The following is a 17,782-nucleotide window of genomic DNA, read 5'->3' as shown; positions in this document are numbered from 1 at the left end:
ATAGGACACTGCCTCCAAACGCCATATTGTTCCTTGGGTCATGAAGCCGGTCGGCGACCCGCTCATTCGGGCACGGGCAGCGCCCAATTGCTACCGCTCGGAATATTCCCGCACGGTCCTTGCCAAGCTCATAGGGTCAAAGGGCTTGCTTATCACACCGATCGCACCGGCATCGACATAGCGGTTCATGTCGTCCTGCCGCGCGCTTGCCGTCACGAAAACAACGGGTACGGCGCGAACATCCTCCCGCGCCCGCATCGCGCCGAGCATATCCATGCCGGACATGCCGGGCATCATCATGTCGATCAGCGCAATGTCGGGAATCCAGCCATCGCGACCAAGCAGTTCAAGCCCCTCATACCCGGATTCGGCCAGTTTGACGTCCATGGCCTCATCCAGCCCCAGCGCCATTTCCACGATGATCCTGATATCCGGTTCATCATCCACATAGAGGATTTTCAGCCGTTCAGTCATAGGCCCTCCTCTCCCTTCCGACGCTCCACGATAGACAGCACAGTTTCGACAAGATTTGGCAACGAGCGTTTGGATTTCGTCAGCACCGCCTCAACATCCCGCGCCAGCGCCAATCCACCATCCTGTGCGGAATAGATGATGACGGGCGTCGCAGGCCCCTGCCGCGCGTTCAGATCAGCCAATATATCATGACCCGATCCATCCGGCAGAGCCAAATCTATGATCGCTATGTCCACCCGGTGCTCCGCAAGAAATGCACGGGCGGAGGCCACGTCGGTCGCCTGGGCTATCCGCGCAAGGCCGCTCAGCGCCTTGGCGGTGATTTCCAGCAGATCGCTGTCATCATCCACATGCAGCACCAGGGGGATATGCCCGGAGGTACGTTTGATGGCGGACTCGATCGCGTCACTCAGGCGCGCGGATTGTATCGGCTTTTCTATCCAGTCGATAATGTCGAGCGAGGCTGTCTGCGCCGCCTCCAGCGGCGGATCTTCACTGGAGATCGCGATGACCGGCAAATTCCGGGCGCGGGGATGCGACCGTATCACTCCCAAAAGGGGCAATGCGTCATCAGCGGCAAACTGAAAATCCAGGACCATCGCGACGTAGGACCGGCCCTCAATCGCCGCCAGCGCAGCCTCCGGTGAACTGACGGCATCCGCGCGGATCGCGCGCTCGGCGAAACCAGCGCTTATCGTTTCTGCGCCAACCGCATCGGCATAGACCAGCAGGCGGGGAGCACCGTTCAGGTCCTCCTGCCCGGTCAGAACATTCCATAGAGGAATGTTGAAGGCAAAGACGCTTCCTCCGCCAGCCGCATCCTCCAGCCAGATGTCGCCGCCATGATTCCGCACAATCTCACGCGAAATCGCCAGGCCAAGGCCCGTACCCTGCGTGGCGGAGGTCGAGGAGCCCAGCCCCTGAGCGAAGCGGGTAAACAAACGCTCCCTGAGACCGGGTTCAATGCCAGGTCCCTGATCCGCGACCCTGATGTTTGCATGGCTTCCCTGCGTTCCGCAGAGCACCGAGACAGTGGACCCTTCCGGAGAAAATTTTACGGCATTGGACACCAGATTGGTAACAACCTGTATAAGACGATCGCCATCGCCGCGAACGATGACGGGAGCATCGTTATCGCCAATCTCTATGCGAATATTCCGCGTGGCCGATAGACCGCGCATCGCATCCGCCGCCTTCTCCACGATCGTCCGAAGATCAAGCGGCTGGAAATCGAACGTCATCTGGCCGGACTGCAGTTTCTCAACATCCAGCAGATCGTTCACGATGCGGATAAGCCGGTTCGCATTGCTCTCCGCAATGACCACCAATCGCTGCGCGCCTGGCGCAAGCTCCTCCGCGACACCGCCGCGCAGCAGCCCCAAAGAGCCGACAATGGACGTAAGCGGCGTGCGAAGTTCATGGCTTACTGTGGACAGGAACTGGTCCTTCATCCGTTCGATTTTCTCTCGCTCGGAAATATCGCTGAACGATGTGACGATATGGATGCCATCCTCCAGAGGCATGACGCCCAACGTGATATCCACAGGCACGACGCTGCCATCGCTTCTGCGCGCCCCGACATTCGGGCGGGAGGGTTCGGCTATATGATCGCCGGTAACGCCCAGCCGGTCCAGAAAGGCCCCCTCTCCCGGCGCGATATTGGCGATGATGGAGATATCCCTGCGCAAAAGGTCCGTGGAGGGATAACCGAACAGATGTTCAGCCGCTGGATTGAGGATTTCCATGCTGCCGCTGGGATTGATCAATATCACCGGGCTTGGCGTATTCTTGAAGATCGCGGTCTGGCGGGTCAGGTGATCCATCGCTTGCCGCTGCGCGGTATAGCTGTCCCGGCGGCTTGCCCACAGCATATAGGCGATGATGAAGGCAGCCAATGAGGCAAGCGCCACGCCACCCCATATGATTTCAAGGGTGTGGACCGTCCGGTTGCTTTCCGATTCCAGATCCTGCGCAAGCGCCGCATTCCTTGCCATCACCATCTTGGACACATGCGTACGCAGCGCGTCCATAAGCTGCTTGCCGCGGCCATCCATGACCACGCTCGCCGCAGCATTTAGCCCCTGCCGCTGCCTGACGTCGATGACCCGCTTCATCTCGACAAATTTCTGGTCGATCAATTGGCGCAATATCTGGAGATCTCGCGCCGTTCCCGGCTCGTTTTTCAGTAATTGGCTGAGGTTGGCCAGCGTGCCGTCCATTTCGCGGAGCGCCTTATTATAGGGCTGCAGGAAATCGGGATTGCCGGTGATGACATAGCCGCGCTGACCGGTTTCTCCGTCCTTCATTTCCGAAAAGACCGATTCAATCGCCAGCCGCTGCCGGAAGGACAGATTGACGGCAGCGGTCGTATCCGCTGTGCGCCGATATTCAGTGCCAAACCATAACGCAGTCGAAACGAGTGCAATCGAGATAAGAGCGGCCACAAGCAGATTACGCCAGAGATTAGGCGTTCCACCGGCCATCATCACGTGCCCTTGTCCTCCGGATTGAAGAAGGCTCGAACCGCCAACATCGCCTGAAGCCGGTTATTAACCTCTAGCTTCCTGAATATTGCAGTCAAATGTGCCTTTATGGTTGCTTCGGAAAGATCCAGGTCGCCCGCAATCTGTTTGTTGAGATGCCCGCGCGCGAGCGCTGAAAGCACGCGCATCTGGGCGGTGGTAAGGCTCTCAATCCGTTCCTTCAGCTTTGTGAGGTCCCCTGTCGTCCCAAGATTCGCAGGGAAAACGATCTTCCCATTCAAAAGGGTTTCGATGGATCGCGCCAATTCATCGAGCGGCTGGGTTTTGGAAAGAAAGCCGGCGGCGCCGATAGCGCGCGCGGCAGTGACAATCGCCTCCTCATCATGGGCGGAAATGATGGCGATGGGCGTCGTGCCCAATACATGCTGCATCCGGAAGAAGCCGGAAAAGCCGTCACTGTCAGGCAACCGGTAATCCAGCAGCATCAATCGATAGGCTTTGTGCGCGCGTACCGCGCTTTCCGCCGCCTCTATGCTGTCGACCGCATCGACAATCATGCCCGGAAAGCGCGCACGAATTGCTATCTGCAATCCTTCGCGGACCAGCGGATGATCATCCGCCAACAATATTCGCCCCTCACGCACCATATTTTTGACCGCCTCAGCAGGTAGTGCCGCTTTTTCAAAAACATGCTCCCTTGACGAACGCCTGTCGAGGATTAATCAAGCAGATCGAACCAGAATGGCACTACTGGTGATTTTGAGGCGACAATGAGCCATCAAAGCGCGCTTACCGTCTTGAGCCATGACGACACACTGCAGCAGTGGATTACTGGCGTATTGGCGCCTTTCGGATGGTCGTGCTTGCAGGCTTCGAATAGGGAGGTTGCGGCGGCCCATGCAAAGGACGGCGCGGCGATCATCCTGCTGGACGGCGCTGCAGGCGCAAAAACCATAGCCGCTGCGATCACCGAAATACGCGCATTGCCAGGTTTCGCTGCTGGAATACCCGCCATTTTGTATGCGGAGGCCGATTTTGAGCCTGTGGGCGGCCTGAACGATCGGATCGATCCACCGTTGGACCAGGCCCGGTTCATGACCATGCTGGAAAATTGGAGCGGGCCAGTGGCGGACCATGCCTTCCGGGATGCCGAAAACCCGCAATATCGGATGGTCCGGCTGGCTGGACGGAAGCGCGCCGCTTCGCTGTTTGCCGGTTTCGCCCGCTCGCTTACGGAAGCGTTGAATGCTCTGGACGAGGGACAGAATATCGGGCGTATCGCGCATAATATTGCGGGCATGGCGGGCACCATGGGATTTGCCGCGCTAAGCAAACAATGGTCCACGGTCGATCATGGAGATTTGTCGGCCCTTCCGGCCGCCCATGAAGCCGCTCGCAAAGTGCTCGAAAGCCTCAACCGGAACGCGTAATCCCCTGTAAAAAAGGAGCAGCGAACTAGACGTTAGTCGAACTGTACCCTTTTTGTTCCAATTGTTGCTGAATTTGTTAACTCCGAAAGCCCCTTCATTCCCCGGTATTCCAGCGGGAACATTGAATGCGGGCGGTTATAACAGGGAAATGGCGGCAAAGGGCGCATGCTTCGGCATTCTGCGCGGCCTTTTTGCTGTGCGCCGCGTCCCCGCTCCACGCACAGGCATCGGCCGGCGCCCAGATCACCAATGTCGCATCGCTCCATTTCGCCGTGGATGGCGAGAACGCCAGCATTTCCTCAAATCTGGTCGCCACGCGCGTTGGCGAGATATTGGATGTCAGACTGCAGGCGCTGGGCACCGGCACGGTTGAGGTATCGACCGGGGAGGCGGATCGCGGCATTCCCTTCCTGCTCACCAACAGCGGCAATGGCAACGAAGCCTTTGTCCTGAGCGCCACGGCGGGCGGCGCGGCATTGCCCGCCAGCACTTTGTTCATCGATGCCGACCGCAACGGCGAATTCGATCCGGCGATCGATACGGCCATTGGCGCTGGTGGAACAACGCCGGGCATTGGCCCCGGCGCAACCCTGCAACTTCTCGTCATCATCCCCGCGTCGAATCAGGCCGGTGCGGGGGTCATCTCGCTTCACGCCCAGTCCGCCACGGGCACCGGCGCACCCGGCACGACCTTCGCCGGGCGTGGCGACAATGGCACTGACGCAGTTGTCGGATCGACGTCTGCGGCCGCCACAGCGGAAACCCCTTTCACTGCGACCGAAGCCGACGCCAGCGTCGTCAAGTCGCAGCAGGTCGTCGCGCCCGATGGAACCTCCTCCCCCGTGTCGGGCGCGACGATCACCTATCGGCTGGAAGTCATTACCCGTTCCGCAGCGCGGCTGACTGCGGCGCAACTGTCCGACCCCATTCCTGCAGGCACAACCTATCTGCCCGGATCGCTCAGCATTGACGGCGCAGCGCTCAGTGACGCCGCCGATGCCGACAATGGCCGTTTCGACGGCTCCTCCATCCTTGTTGCCCTTGGCGACATTGATCAGCCCACGACCCGCGTCGTGACATTCCAAGTGAAAATCCAATGAACAGGATATCCATCATGCGCTTTCCAATTGGCCTGTGCACGGCGCTCGCCGCACTGACGGCGACAGCCCCGGCCTTTGGCGCCGGACTGACCGTTACCAACACCGTTTTCTCGCAGCAGCGATCGACCGCCCCCGACGGCACGACGAAGATCGCACTGACCCCCGCCACACGGGTCACGCCGGGCGACCGCGTTGTCTATCAACTCGCTTACCGCAATGGCGGGGCGCAGCCGATCGAGGGCTTGACCCTCAACAATCCACTACCGGATGCGCTGACCTATCGCGGCCCGGCGCAGGGATCGCCCGCGCCCGAAGTATCGGTAGACGGCAAGACCTACGGCCCTCTCGCGACGCTTAAAGTGCGCGGCGCAGACGGCGCCTGGCACGCTGCGCGGCCGGAAGATGTCACCCATGTCCGCTGGCGCATCGCCAACGCCCTGCCCGCAGGCGCGGCCGGCAAAGTCGCTTTCGAAGCCGTTCTGAAATGACCGAACGGGTCTTCCCCACATCCCAACCACGTAGCGTCGCATCGATTGTGAATCAGGAGGTTTCAGTGTTCAAGGCAATCACACAGATTGCAATGCTGTCAGCGGCGGCCGCCATTTCGGCCTGGAGCGGCGCAGCACAGGCGGCCGGCACGACTGCCGGCACCAGCATCGCGAATACAGCGAGCGTCACCTATACCGTCGGTGGCTCCACCCAGACGGCGCAATCAAACACCGCAACTTTCCTGGTCGACCGCAAGGTCAACCTGACGGTTACGGAAGTCGGCGGCACGGCGACCTCTACTGCGATCGGCGCAACGGATCAGGTCACCACGTTTCAGGTCACCAACCTCACCAACGCCGTGCAGGATTTCATCCTGACGGCGGAGCAGCAGGTCATCTCCATCCCGATGCTGGGGACCGACAATTTCGACGTCACCAACATGCGCGTGTTCGTCGATTCGAACGGCAACGGCACCTATGATGCAGGCGTCGACACCGCGACCTACGTGGACGAACTTGCACCGGACGCCTCGGTAACCGTCTTCATCGTCGCCAATATCCCGAACACGCCCGGTGCGGACGTTGCGATCGTCTCACTCGTCGCACAGGCGGCGGCGGGCGGTCAGGGCGGGACTCAGGGCGCCGCGTTGACTGCGACATCCCTGCTGACCGCAGATTCGCCGACCACTGTCGACATTGTCTTCGCCGATGCCGCCGGTCCCTACATTGATCCGGCGCGCGACGGCAAAGGCCGCGCCTTCGACAGCTACAAGATCGCGACCGCCGCCATTTCCATGACCAAGACGGCAACGGTTGTCAGCGATCCGTTGAATCTCGGCATCAATCCGAAGGCGATCCCCGGCGCAGTGATCGAATATTGCCTTACCGTCAGCAATGCCGGTCCCGGCACCGGAACCGGCGTGGTTCTGGCCGACGCCGTGCCCTCCGGGACCACCTACATCTCCAATTCGCTGACGGTCGGAACGCCGGGTATCGCGGGCGCCTGCACACTGCTCGGCACGACGGAGGATGACGACACCAGCGGCGCTGACGAGAGCGATCCCTATGGCGGGTCGTTCGACGGAACCACGGTCAAGGCGAACATTCCGACGCTCAGCGTGAATGTGCCGCTCGCCGCCTCCTTCCGCGTCACCGTCAACTGACGAATCGCAAAGGCATGGTCTGGTCCCCGGCGCATTCGACGATGCGCCGGGGACGGAGCGGATAATGCGAAAACTCCTCCATCTTCTCCGCGTCGTCGCTGCCCTGATGGGCCTGGCCGCGCTCCTCATCACGGGGAGCGCGTTCGCGCAGACGCGGATCGAGAATGTGGCGACGCTAAGCTTCGGCACGTCTGGGGGTCAGAAAAGCATTCAGTCCAATCGTACCTCTTTGGAACTTCCGCGTACCAAATATCCAACCAAATTGAGCTTCCGCCGTCTTCCGGCGGGATATCAGATCAATTATCCCACGCTAAAGTGCGAAAAGGATCCTCTGCGGTTCACGCCGAACAGCCTCGATGCGGACCAGTTGGCCAGCGCATCCCCCCTGAAATCGCTGGACATCGACAATCCCCTAGTGATCGTCCTCGAAAACAAGGGCGATAATCACAATCCGGCCGCGCGCGAGACATCGACGGTGATCGCGGAAAGCGGCTCCCGCCAGAGCCAGATCGTCCTGATGGAGACGGGCAACGACACCGGCATATTTGCCGGAGCGATGCCGCCGAACAGCCGTCGCACGGGCATCGCCAACGAATGCGACATCACGCAGGGCAAGAAATCTCAGCTCACCGTCTATTATCCGGGCGACGAGGACAGCTTGGCCTCCTCCGGCTCGCTGTTGATCGATCCCGAAGGGCATGTTTTCGATTCCCGTACCGCCGCGCTGATCGACGGCGCCATCGTAACGCTGATCGACGATGCAACCGGCCTTCCCGCCGCACAGGTTTATGGCGACGATGGCGTCAGCACCTATCCGAACCGGGTGGTCACTGGATCGATGGTAACGGACGCCGGCGGGTGGAACTATTATTTCGAAAAAGGCACATTCCGCTTCCCGCTCGCGCCGCCTGGACATTATAGGTTAAAAATCGAGCCTCCGGCTGGTTATACTGCTCCTTCGGTGGTGAAACCGGAGGAAATTGCGTCTCTCCAGGGACCGGAAGGCGCCTTCATCATTGTCAATGCCTCCTATGGAGGCTCCTTTGAATTGAAAGACCCCGATCCGGTCAGGATCGACATACCGCTCGACCGGCCAACCGGTTCAGAAATAACCCTAGAGAAAACCGCATCGGTTCGTCAGGCGTCGCCTGGCGATTTTGTGCAATATCGCCTGCGCATGACAAACCGCAGCTCAGCGAGCGTTGCCTATGCGCCAGCCATTGACGATACCCTGCCCAGGGGACTCCGCTACAAACGCGGTTCAACACGCGGCTCTGCGGAGCCGGAGGTGTCAAGCGACGGCCGAACGCTGCATTTTGCCGGTGCAGACCTTCCCGCCGGTGAAGCGCGCGACATCCGCTATGTTGTCGAGATCGCGCCGGGCGCGCCCGCGGGGGAAGCGCTCAATCGCGCGGTCGCCATCAGCAATGGCGCAGCCAGCAACGAAGCGAGCGCGTCTGTCCGCATCAAGTCGCTGCTGTTCACGGACGCCCTGACGATCATCGGAAGGGTTACTGAAGGGGATTGCGGCGATCCGCTGAAAGACCGCAAGGGCGTTCCCGGCATACGCCTGATCATGGAGGACGGCACCTTCGTGATCACCGACCGGGATGGCCTCTACCATGTCGAGGGCGTACGGCCCGGCACCCATGTTGTCCAGATCGACCAGCGCAGCATCCCCGCCACGCATGAGGCCGTCGCCTGCGACAGCGACACGCGTCAGGCAGGCAGCGCCATCTCCCGTTTTGTCGATGCGGGCGGCGGCAGCCTCAATCGCGTCGGTTTCCAGCTTCGCCGGACGGGCAAGGCTGCGGACCCGAAGCTGAGCGCCCTCCCCATCGAGGCGCTTGCCGATGCCGATGCCGCCGGGAACAAACCCGATTGGCTCGCTGGGCAGACGCCGGGCATCGACTGGCTGTTCCCGCTGGCAGATCACAACCCGCGCGCGCCCGCCCTGCGCGCCGTCATCAAGCATCTGCCCGGCCAGCGCGTTGCGCTGCGCCTCAACGGCGCTATCGTCGATCCGCTGACCTTCGACGGCACGGACACCAACGACGCGACCGGCGTCGCCGTGTCGGTCTGGACCGGCCTGCCGCTTGGCGAGCGTGACAATGTGCTCGATGCGCAGGTGCTGGACGCCTCCGGCGCGGTGGTTCAGACGCTCCAGCGGACTATCCATTACGCCAATCAGGCGGTCCGGGCGACCTTCGTGCCGGAAAAGTCTCGCTTGGTTGCTGACGGCCTTACCCGCCCGCTGATCGCCGTGCGCCTGACCGACCGCGACGGCAAACCCGTTCGCGCGGGCACGATGGCCCCCTTCTCGGTCGACCAGCCCTACACCGCCGCGCAAGAGGCTGAATTGCAGCAGGGCCGCCAACTCGCCGGTCGCGAAAAGACGAGCGCCACCGCCCGCGTGGTTGGGGATGAGGGCATCGCCTTCATCGCGCTGGAACCCACCACCCAGGCAGGCGCAGCCCATGTCACTGTCACGCTGCAGGATCAGGGCATCACCCAGACCAGCGAGTTCCGCCCCTGGCTGGCCGCATCGATGCAGGATTGGGTCATTGTCGGCTTCGGCAAGGGCACGGTCGGCTATGACATGCTCAAGTCCCGCTCCAGCGCTCTACCCAAGGGCGAACGCAACCAAGTTGTGACGGACGGACAACTCTCTTTCTACGCCAAGGGTCAGGTTAAGGGCTCCTGGCTGCTCACCATCGCCTATGACAGCGACAAGAAATATGATCCCGACCGCGGCCTGCTGGGCACGATCGATCCTGATCGCTACTATACTGTCTATGGCGACGGCAGCCGCCAGATGTTTGACGCGGCCACCCGTCGCAAACTCTACCTGCGGCTGGAGCGCCGGGAATTTTACGCCCTGTTCGGCGATTTCGAAACCGGCTTGGTCGACACCAAACTGACCCGTTACAGCCGGACGCTGAACGGCGTGAAGGCCGAATATCAGGGCAAGCGGATCACCTTCAACGGCTTCGCCGCCAATAGCGACCAGCTCTATGGGCGCGATGAAATTCAGGGCAACGGCCTGTCCGGCCCCTACCGCCTCTCCGGCCGCGCCATCGTGCCCAACACGGACAAGATCCGCATCGAGGTGCGCGACCGCTTCCGGTCCGAACGGATCATCGACAGCAAGCAGCTCACCCGCCACATCGATTATGACATCGATGCCGACGCGGGCACGATCCGTTTCCGCGAACCGATCCTCAGCCGCGACGCTGATCTCAACCCCATTTTCATCGTCGTTGACTATGAAACCTATGGCGGCCGCTCGCGCAAATTCGCCGCTGGCGGCCGCGTCGCCACCCGCTTTGCCGATGGCAAGGTGGAGGTCGGCGCCAGCCTGATCCGCGACGAAACCATCGGCAGCGCGACAGTCGGCGGCGTCGACATCAAGGCGCGCGTCACCCCCAACACGGAAATCCGCGCAGAGGCGGCGTCGGGCGGTGGCGGCGGCATCGGCGAGGGCCGCGCCTGGCTGGCCGAGGTGGAGCATCATGGCCGCGTGATAGACGGCACCGCCTATGTCCGGCAGCAGGGCGAGACTTTCGGCGTTGGCCAGCAGAATGGCGGCGAGACCGGCACCCGGAAATTCGGTGTCGATGGCCGCGCTCGCCTGTCAGACCGGATCAGCATCGCTGGATCGGCCTGGCATCAGGACAATCTGGAGGATGCGGGCAGCCGCACCGCAGGAGACGTCCGCGCCGAATATCGCCGGGACAAAGGGCTGCTCTACGCCGGCGCGCAGATTGCGTCCGACACCACCCTGTCTGGCGAGAAACGCGAGTCAAAATTGCTGATGCTGGGCGCAACCCAGCGCTTCTTCGGCCAGAAGCTGGAGATCAAGGGCGAGACCCAGTTTGCCCTTGGCGGCGCAGATGACAGCGTTGATTTCCCCGTTCGCCACACGGTCGGCGCGGCCTATGAAATCCGCAACGGCATCCGCATACTGGCCGAGCATGAGATCGCGGAGGGCGACAAGTTCAAGGCGCACAGCACGCGCTTCGGCTTCGATGTCGCCCCCTGGACCGGCGCGAAGCTGCTCAGCACGCTCAATCAGGAAGCCATTGGCGAGAATGGCCCGCGCACCTTTGCGCAATATGGCCTCAGCCAGTCGCTGCCGATCGGCAAGAGCTGGACCATCGACGCAACGCTGGACGCCAGCAAGACGGTGAAGGGGCGCATTCCGACCGGCGATATCATCAATCCTTTCCACCCCGCCGCATCGGGCGGATCGCTCGGCCAGGAACAGATCAACGGCGATTATCAGTCCGCCACGATCGGCGGCACTTACCGCGCAGACCGCTGGTCCTGGAATGGCCGCCTGGAATATCGCACCGGCAGCGAATCCGATCGTTGGGGCGTCACCACCAATGTCCTGCGCACATTGGGCGAGGGCAAGACAATCGCCGCCGGACTGCGCATGTATAAGGTGAAGGACAAGGACGGGGCCGTTGCCTCCTTCGCCTCCGCCGACATCGCCATTGCCTATCGCCCGCTGGACAGCCGCTGGTCGCTGTTGGAGCGTTTTGAACTCCGTCACGACCGCGCCGACGCTGGCATCTCCAATAATAATGCGCTTGGCGTACCCTCCTTCGCTGACGGTGACCAGACGACCACAAGGGCGATCAACAACATCGCCATAAACTATCGTTCCGGCGACGAAGGCGCTGGGCACGGGCTGGAGGTCAGCCTCTATTATGGCGCGAAATATGTCCGGGGACGCTATGCCGATGATGTCTATGATGGCTTCATCGACGTGATCGGAACGGAAATCCGCAAGGATATCGGCAAGCATTTCGATGTCGGCTTCTCTGGCAGCATGCAACACGCCTGGAAGGACGGCGCGAAATCGTTCAGCTTCGGCCCGTCGGCCGGCGTTTCCCCGGCGCAGAATGTCTGGATAACCGCAGGCTATAATATCAGCGGCTATCGCGACCGCGATTTCGAAGCCGACCGCTACACCCGCCAGGGACCCTATGTGACCATGCGCATGAAGTTGGATCAACTCTCGCTGCGCGCTGCGTCGAGAATGGTGACCGGAGCAAACCGGTAAGCCCGCATAAGGGTGTGTCAGTCTCTCGATTGAGCAGCGCTGCAGCAGGTTAGCGCAACTGGTCCGCCGCATCTGACAAAGCTCAAGGCCGACGGCTGTCGAACCTCGCTTATCTGCAGAACCGCTGCCTTATGGTCACGCTCCTGATGCGCAGTCCAAAGAGCCGATGCCCATTATCGAACAATCTCATGCGAATAACCAAGGCGGCACAGATATGCTGTTGCACCATATAGGCTCTTATGTTGTCCACACCTTCAGTGGGTTAAAAATAACCAGAACCGGAAACAGATATATTCGGATAAATTTTATATAGTGTATTATCCATATAGGACTTTTCCTCATGGCGGCGAAGCCATTTCCGGCTTCCCAATATTCCGATTAATGCAAAGCTGTAACCTGCCAAATCCTGCTTGTCCCGGCGGACATGGCCTGTTCATCTGCTAGGGTGGAAGAAATCCGCACAGCCAGATTCGTCGGCTGGCAACAGGAGAGATAAATGCGAATTTCATCATTGGGGATCGCGAGCGCTATAATGCTTCTGGCTGGCGCCAGCCCCGCTTTCGCCAAGGACATAAACGTCCAGATGAAGAATCAGGGCGCGGATGGAGTGATGGTTTTCGAACCGTCATTCGTGAAGGCCGCCGTTGGCGACGTCATCCATTTTCTCCCCACTGACCCATCGCACAATGCCGAAACAATGCCGGACATGCTGCCCGCTGGGGCCGCGCCGATGAAGGGCATGATGAACAAGGAGGCAGTGCTGAAGGTCACCAAGCCCGGCCTGTATGGCATCAAATGCCTGCCGCATTATGCGATGGGCATGGTCGCGCTGATACAGGTTGGCTCAGCCACGCCGGCTGACCTCACGAAAGCCAAGGCAGTGAAGCTGCCGCCCTTTGCCGCAAAGCGCATGACAGCCAACCTGGCCAAAGTGAAATAGACGGGCCGCAGCCCCGCCGCATTAGCCTCAATTCGCGTACCAGCATGCCGGAAGGACGACTTCTGGCAGATGCGGCTCTGTGGTTGCGTCCAGAGGATGCGGGAAAGGCCCCGTTGAAGGGGTAAAGCTGCCCCGATCCCTGCGCAGAAAGGTAAACTCCATGACCGGCGGGATGGCGATCCCGCCGCGGCTGACTGCGGTCAGTGAATTGTTGGGGTGGATGTGAACGATATGGTGCGTTCTCAGCAGCCGGTCGAACACGCCGCCAATCTCGCTGAGACCGAAGGGCGTATGCATGTTCCCCAGATGATGAAATTCGATCGTCATGATCCGGAAGCGGGATAATAGATCATCGGAGATAGCGCTTAATACACGGTATTCCGCCCCCTCAATATCCATATCGAGCAGCAGGTCCTCGCCAGGGCGGATGTCACGGCAGAGGTCGTCCATGGTGATGCGATCATCACCCGTGAAGGAATCGACCGATTTCTTGGTGAAGGTAAAGCGATCGTGCCGGGCGGGTGGGCCATCCGCCGCCGCATCGGCGATGAGCACGTCCAGCCCCAGGTCGGCAACGGCTTCGTCAAAGGTGCATTCGATCCATACGCCCGGCGAAATGCATGCCTTTATGCCTTCCAGATCATCCGGGATCAGATATCCGCCGCCATTCGCACCGCCAAGGCGGCGCAAGGGAATGGATGATTGCATCGGCCGCATGCGCCGGACGAGCGCCGCCACTTCGCCAAGTTCGGCCGTACGCTCGGACCAGAACCCTTTTTCGAGCATGAAATTGCGGGCTTGACGGAGCATCGGCCGGGCTTTCCATAAGCAGGTCAGGAAATGATGACCCGCTCATGCGGAATCCGGCGGCGTTTCGAAAGCGTTTTGATGCCGCCCTTCTGCGGCATCTGTATCAACTTAGGTCACGGCTAGGATAGTAACAGTTGGCCAAAGTTTTTCTTATTAGATGTTTGTAAGACGATCCTGATAGTGGCCGCTGACAGTTTCCCAGAAGGTTGCCGCTCATGAATTCCGTTTCCGCCGTCCCGTCTCCCTCGTCGCTGACTCACCTGCAGCGGCTGGAATCAGAGGCGATCCACATCATGCGGGAAGTCGTGGCGGAGGCCGAGCGGCCAGTCATGCTCTACTCCGTGGGGAAGGACAGCGCCGTGATGCTGCATCTGGCGAAGAAGGCCTTCTATCCCTCACCCCCGCCCTTCCCCCTGCTTCATGTCGATACGACCTGGAAATTCCGCGACATGTACGCGCTCCGCAACAAGGCGGCCGCTGCGGCGGGCATGGAGCTTCTGGTCTATCAGAACCCGGAAGCATTGGAGAAAGGCATCAACCCCTTCGACCATGGTCCGCTTCACACCGATATGTGGAAAACCGAAGGGCTGAAGCAGGCGCTGGACAAATATGGCTTCGATGCGGCCTTTGGCGGCGCGCGGCGGGACGAGGAAAAGAGCCGGGCGAAAGAACGCATCTTCTCCTTCCGGACCGCGTCGCACCGTTGGGATCCCAAGGCGCAGCGGCCGGAGCTATGGCATCTCTACAACGCCCGGAAATCCAAGGGCGAGAGCATGCGGGTATTCCCCATCTCCAACTGGACCGAACTGGACATCTGGCAATATATTCATCTGGAGGGGATCGAGATCGTTCCGCTCTATTTCTCCGCGCCGCGCCCCACGGTCGAACGGGACGGCATGTTGCTGATGGTTGATGATGACCGCTTCCGCCTGAAGGAAGGCGAAGTGCCGGTGGAACGCTCGATCCGCTTCCGCACGCTGGGCTGTTATCCGCTGACCGGCGCTGTCGAGAGCGAGGCGAAAACCCTGCCGGAAGTGATCCAGGAAATGCTGCTGACCACCACATCGGAACGGCAGGGCCGCGCTATCGACCGCGACGCCGGGGACGCCAGCATGGAGAAAAAGAAGCAGGAGGGGTATTTCTGATGAGCGAGACCCTCACGCCTGAGCCAATCTACCAGACGGATGCGCTGATCGCAGCGGACATCGACGCCTATCTGGACGTGCACCAGCACAAGACGATGCTGCGCTTCATCACCTGCGGGTCAGTGGACGACGGCAAATCGACGCTGATCGGGCGCCTTCTCTATGACAGCAAGATGATCTTCGAGGATCAGCTCGCCGCGCTGGAGGCGGACAGCAAGCGCGTGGGTACGCAGGGGCAGGAGATTGATTTCGCCCTCCTGGTGGATGGCCTCGCCGCCGAACGGGAACAGGGCATCACCATCGATGTCGCCTACCGCTTCTTCGCGACGGAGAAACGCAAGTTCATCGTCGCCGACACGCCGGGACATGAACAATATACCCGCAACATGGTGACCGGCGCTTCGACTGCCGACCTCGCCATTATCCTGATCGATGCGCGCAAAGGCGTTTTGACCCAGACCCGTAGGCACAGCTTCCTCGCGCACCAGATTGGCATCCGCAACATTGTCCTGGCGGTGAACAAGATGGATCTGGTCGATTATGATCAGGCTGTTTTCGACGGGATTTTGAAGGACTATACCGAATTTGCCCGCTCGATCGGCATTTCCAGTTTTGTCGCCATGCCGATCTCCGGATTCAAGGGCGACAATATAACCGGCCTGAGCGCAAATACGCCCTGGTATTCCGGGCCCTCGCTTATGCAGCACCTGGAAACGGTGGAGGTCGACGCCACCATCGATGCGCGCAAGCCATTCCGCATGGCGGTCCAATGGGTGAACCGGCCGAACCTGGACTTCCGGGGATTTTCCGGCCTGATCGCCAGCGGATCGATCCGCCCTGGCGATGCCGTGCGCATCCTGCCGTCCGGCAAGACGAGCACGGTCAAGCGGATCGTGACGCTCGGCGCTGATCTGGACCATGCGATTGCGGGGCAGTCCGTTACCCTGACGCTGGCCGACGAAGTGGATTGTTCCCGCGGAGACGTCATTGCCAGCGCCGATAGCCCGCCGCAGGTCGCAGACCAGTTCGAGGCGACGATTGTTTGGATGGACGAGGCGGAGATGCTGCCCGGCCGCCCCTATTGGATGAAGATCGGCGCACAGACCGTGACCGCGACGGTCCAGCAGCCCAAATATCAAGTCAACGTCAACACGATGGAGCAGTTGGCGGCAAGGACTTTGGACCTGAACGCCATCGGTGTCGCCAATCTGTCGACGGACCGGCCGATCCCTTTCGAAGCCTATGCCGATAATCGCGATCTTGGCGGGTTCATCCTGATCGACAAGATGACCAATGCCACAGTCGCGGCGGGCATGCTCCACTTCTCCCTGCGCCGCGCCGACAATATCCATTGGCAAGCGGTGGACATTACCAGGGAGGCGCACGCCGCGCAGAAGGGGCAGTCGCCCAAGCTGCTCTGGTTCACGGGGCTGTCCGGGTCGGGCAAGTCGACAATCGCCAATATCGTTGAAAAGAAGCTCCATGCGCTTGGCCGCCACACCTTCCTGCTCGATGGCGACAATGTGCGTCATGGGCTTAACAAGGATCTGGGCTTCACCGACGCCGACCGGGTGGAAAATATCCGCCGCGTTGGCGAGGTCGCCAAGCTGATGACCGACGCGGGCCTTATCGTCATCACAGCCTTCATCTCCCCCTTCCGCTCGGAGCGCGAGATGGTGCGGCAGATGTTGCCGGTGGGCGAGTTTGTGGAGGTGCATATCGACACCAGCCTCGCCGAAGCGGAAAAACGGGACGTGAAGGGTCTTTATGCAAAGGCGCGGGCAGGACAGCTCAAGAATTTCACCGGCATAGACAGCCCCTATGAGGTGCCCGAAAAGCCCGAAATCCGTATCGACACGAGCAAGCTGGATGCCGAAGCCGCCGCCGACCTGATCGTGGAGCGCGTCATCGGGATATGGAGTCCCGACCTTTGAGCATGGGCGACGCAGAACTAGCGGCCCATCTTGCGGAGACCGCTGGCCGCATCCTGATGGAAGTCCGCGCATCGGGCATCTTCAGCCCCAAGGCGCTGGGCAAGGCGGGGGACCTGACCGCAAACCAGTTCCTTGTGGCAGCGATCAGGGAAGCGCGCCCGGATGACGGCCTGCTGTCCGAGGAGAGCAAATGCGACGGCTCCCGCCTTTCCAAATCGCGGGTGTGGATCATCGATCCTATCGACGGGACACGCGAATATGGGGAGGCGCGATCCGATTGGGCCGTGCATGTGGCGCTGGCGGTGGATGGCAAACCCGTCATCGGCGCGGTCGCCCTGCCCGGCCTTGACGGCGGGATTGTGCTGAGAACGGATCGGCAAAGGGCGTTGCCGGCTGGCGCGCACCCGCCGCGTATGGTCGTGTCACGCACCCGGCCTGCACAAGAAGCCCTTGCAGTGGCCGAGGCGCTGGGCGCGGAATTGATCCCGATGGGGTCGGCTGGCGCAAAAGCCATGAGCGTTGTGCGGGGCGAAGCGGAAATCTATCTGCACACGGGCGGCCAATATGAGTGGGATAGCTGTGCGCCTGCCGCCGTGGCTGCCGCTCACGGCCTGCATATATCCCGCGTCGATGGATCGCCGCTGATCTACAATCAGGAAGACGTGTATATGCCCGACCTTCTGATCTGCAGAAAGGAATGGGCCGATCGGGTTCTGGAACTGGTCAGCGCCCCGGCCGCCTGAC

At 60.8% G+C, this 17,782-nt stretch carries 13 protein-coding genes; 9 read left to right on the top strand and 4 right to left on the bottom strand.

The features are described from left to right. Positions 1-90: 90 nt before the first annotated feature. Genes BHQ40_RS09220 through BHQ40_RS09210 form a run of 3 tightly spaced genes read right to left on the bottom strand, consistent with a single transcriptional unit; the run spans position 91 to position 3,604 of the window. Positions 91-474 carry a response regulator gene (locus tag BHQ40_RS09220; protein WP_070155121.1) on the bottom strand — a complete coding sequence of 128 codons (384 nt, stop codon included), beginning with the start codon at positions 472-474 and terminating at the stop codon, positions 91-93. Continuing rightward, a complete protein-coding gene (locus BHQ40_RS09215) occupies positions 471-2,960 on the bottom strand; it encodes a CHASE3 domain-containing protein (RefSeq protein WP_070155119.1) in 2,490 nt (829 codons plus the stop codon). Before BHQ40_RS09215 ends, BHQ40_RS09220 begins: the two co-directional genes overlap by 4 nt. Next, positions 2,960-3,604, bottom strand: a complete 645-nt coding sequence (locus BHQ40_RS09210; protein WP_070155117.1) for a response regulator transcription factor — start codon at positions 3,602-3,604, stop codon at positions 2,960-2,962. Before BHQ40_RS09210 ends, BHQ40_RS09215 begins: the two co-directional genes overlap by 1 nt. Positions 3,605-3,727: 123 nt before the next feature. Here BHQ40_RS09210 and BHQ40_RS09205 point away from each other — a divergent pair, with 123 nt between their 5' ends. The 6 genes from BHQ40_RS09205 to BHQ40_RS09180 all read left to right on the top strand — a co-directional run bounded on the left by BHQ40_RS09205 (position 3,728) and on the right by BHQ40_RS09180 (position 13,149). Then, positions 3,728-4,387, top strand: a complete 660-nt coding sequence (locus BHQ40_RS09205) for an Hpt domain-containing protein (protein WP_070155115.1) — start codon at positions 3,728-3,730, stop codon at positions 4,385-4,387. 125 nt (positions 4,388-4,512) lie between these two features. Continuing rightward, positions 4,513-5,487, top strand: coding sequence for a hypothetical protein (locus BHQ40_RS09200; RefSeq protein WP_070155113.1), 975 nt, complete (start codon positions 4,513-4,515; stop codon positions 5,485-5,487). A gap of 14 nt (positions 5,488-5,501) precedes the next feature. After that, positions 5,502-5,975 carry a hypothetical protein gene (locus BHQ40_RS09195; RefSeq protein ID WP_070155232.1) on the top strand — a complete coding sequence of 158 codons (474 nt, stop codon included), beginning with the start codon at positions 5,502-5,504 and terminating at the stop codon, positions 5,973-5,975. 65 nt (positions 5,976-6,040) lie between these two features. After that, on the top strand, positions 6,041-7,138 hold the full coding sequence (locus tag BHQ40_RS09190) for a DUF11 domain-containing protein (protein WP_253183306.1): 1,098 nt from the start codon (positions 6,041-6,043) through the stop codon (positions 7,136-7,138). 64 nt (positions 7,139-7,202) lie between these two features. Next, a complete protein-coding gene (locus BHQ40_RS09185; protein WP_253183305.1) occupies positions 7,203-12,209 on the top strand; it encodes a carboxypeptidase-like regulatory domain-containing protein in 5,007 nt (1,668 codons plus the stop codon). Positions 12,210-12,741: 532 nt separating this feature from the next. Continuing rightward, a complete protein-coding gene (locus BHQ40_RS09180; RefSeq protein WP_253183304.1) occupies positions 12,742-13,149 on the top strand; it encodes a pseudoazurin in 408 nt (135 codons plus the stop codon). Between the two features lie 27 nt (positions 13,150-13,176). On the opposite strand, the gene BHQ40_RS09175 is transcribed toward BHQ40_RS09180, so the two are convergent. Next, a complete protein-coding gene (locus BHQ40_RS09175) occupies positions 13,177-13,959 on the bottom strand; it encodes an FkbM family methyltransferase (protein ID WP_070155109.1) in 783 nt (260 codons plus the stop codon). A 215-nt stretch (positions 13,960-14,174) separates the two neighbouring features. Between BHQ40_RS09175 and cysD the strand changes: the two genes are divergently transcribed. Genes cysD through BHQ40_RS09160 form a run of 3 tightly spaced genes read left to right on the top strand, consistent with a single transcriptional unit; the run spans position 14,175 to position 17,781 of the window. Continuing rightward, entirely contained in the window at positions 14,175-15,104 is a 930-nt protein-coding gene (gene cysD / locus BHQ40_RS09170) for a sulfate adenylyltransferase subunit CysD (protein ID WP_070155107.1), read from the top strand. Then, positions 15,104-17,038, top strand: a complete 1,935-nt coding sequence (gene cysN / locus BHQ40_RS09165) for a sulfate adenylyltransferase subunit CysN (protein ID WP_070155105.1) — start codon at positions 15,104-15,106, stop codon at positions 17,036-17,038. Before cysD ends, cysN begins: the two co-directional genes overlap by 1 nt. Positions 17,039-17,040: 2 nt before the next feature. Continuing rightward, positions 17,041-17,781 (top strand): 3'(2'),5'-bisphosphate nucleotidase CysQ, encoded by a 741-nt coding sequence (locus BHQ40_RS09160; protein ID WP_070155103.1) that lies wholly within the window; start codon positions 17,041-17,043, stop codon positions 17,779-17,781. Position 17,782: the final 1 nt, after the last annotated feature.

The organism is Sphingobium phenoxybenzoativorans (assembly GCF_001757355.1).
Taxonomy (GTDB): domain Bacteria; phylum Pseudomonadota; class Alphaproteobacteria; order Sphingomonadales; family Sphingomonadaceae; genus Sphingobium; species Sphingobium phenoxybenzoativorans.
This window is presented reverse-complemented; position numbering and strand designations above follow the sequence as displayed.

Bases quoted from the DNA above. Each gene is read 5' to 3' on its own strand.
- BHQ40_RS09220 (WP_070155121.1), bottom strand. From the start codon at position 474: ATGACTGAACGGCTGAAAATCCTCTATGTGGATGATGAACCGGATATC.
- BHQ40_RS09215 (WP_070155119.1), bottom strand. From the start codon at position 2,960: ATGATGGCCGGTGGAACGCCTAATCTCTGGCGTAATCTGCTTGTGGCC.
- BHQ40_RS09210 (WP_070155117.1), bottom strand. From the start codon at position 3,604: ATGGTGCGTGAGGGGCGAATATTGTTGGCGGATGATCATCCGCTGGTC.
- BHQ40_RS09205 (WP_070155115.1), top strand. From the start codon at position 3,728: ATGAGCCATCAAAGCGCGCTTACCGTCTTGAGCCATGACGACACACTG.
- BHQ40_RS09200 (WP_070155113.1), top strand. From the start codon at position 4,513: ATGCGGGCGGTTATAACAGGGAAATGGCGGCAAAGGGCGCATGCTTCG.
- BHQ40_RS09195 (WP_070155232.1), top strand. From the start codon at position 5,502: ATGCGCTTTCCAATTGGCCTGTGCACGGCGCTCGCCGCACTGACGGCG.
- BHQ40_RS09185 (WP_253183305.1), top strand. From the start codon at position 7,203: ATGCGAAAACTCCTCCATCTTCTCCGCGTCGTCGCTGCCCTGATGGGC.
- BHQ40_RS09180 (WP_253183304.1), top strand. From the start codon at position 12,742: ATGCTTCTGGCTGGCGCCAGCCCCGCTTTCGCCAAGGACATAAACGTC.
- BHQ40_RS09175 (WP_070155109.1), bottom strand. From the start codon at position 13,959: ATGCTCCGTCAAGCCCGCAATTTCATGCTCGAAAAAGGGTTCTGGTCC.
- cysD (WP_070155107.1), top strand. From the start codon at position 14,175: ATGAATTCCGTTTCCGCCGTCCCGTCTCCCTCGTCGCTGACTCACCTG.
- cysN (WP_070155105.1), top strand. From the start codon at position 15,104: ATGAGCGAGACCCTCACGCCTGAGCCAATCTACCAGACGGATGCGCTG.
- BHQ40_RS09160 (WP_070155103.1), top strand. From the start codon at position 17,041: ATGGGCGACGCAGAACTAGCGGCCCATCTTGCGGAGACCGCTGGCCGC.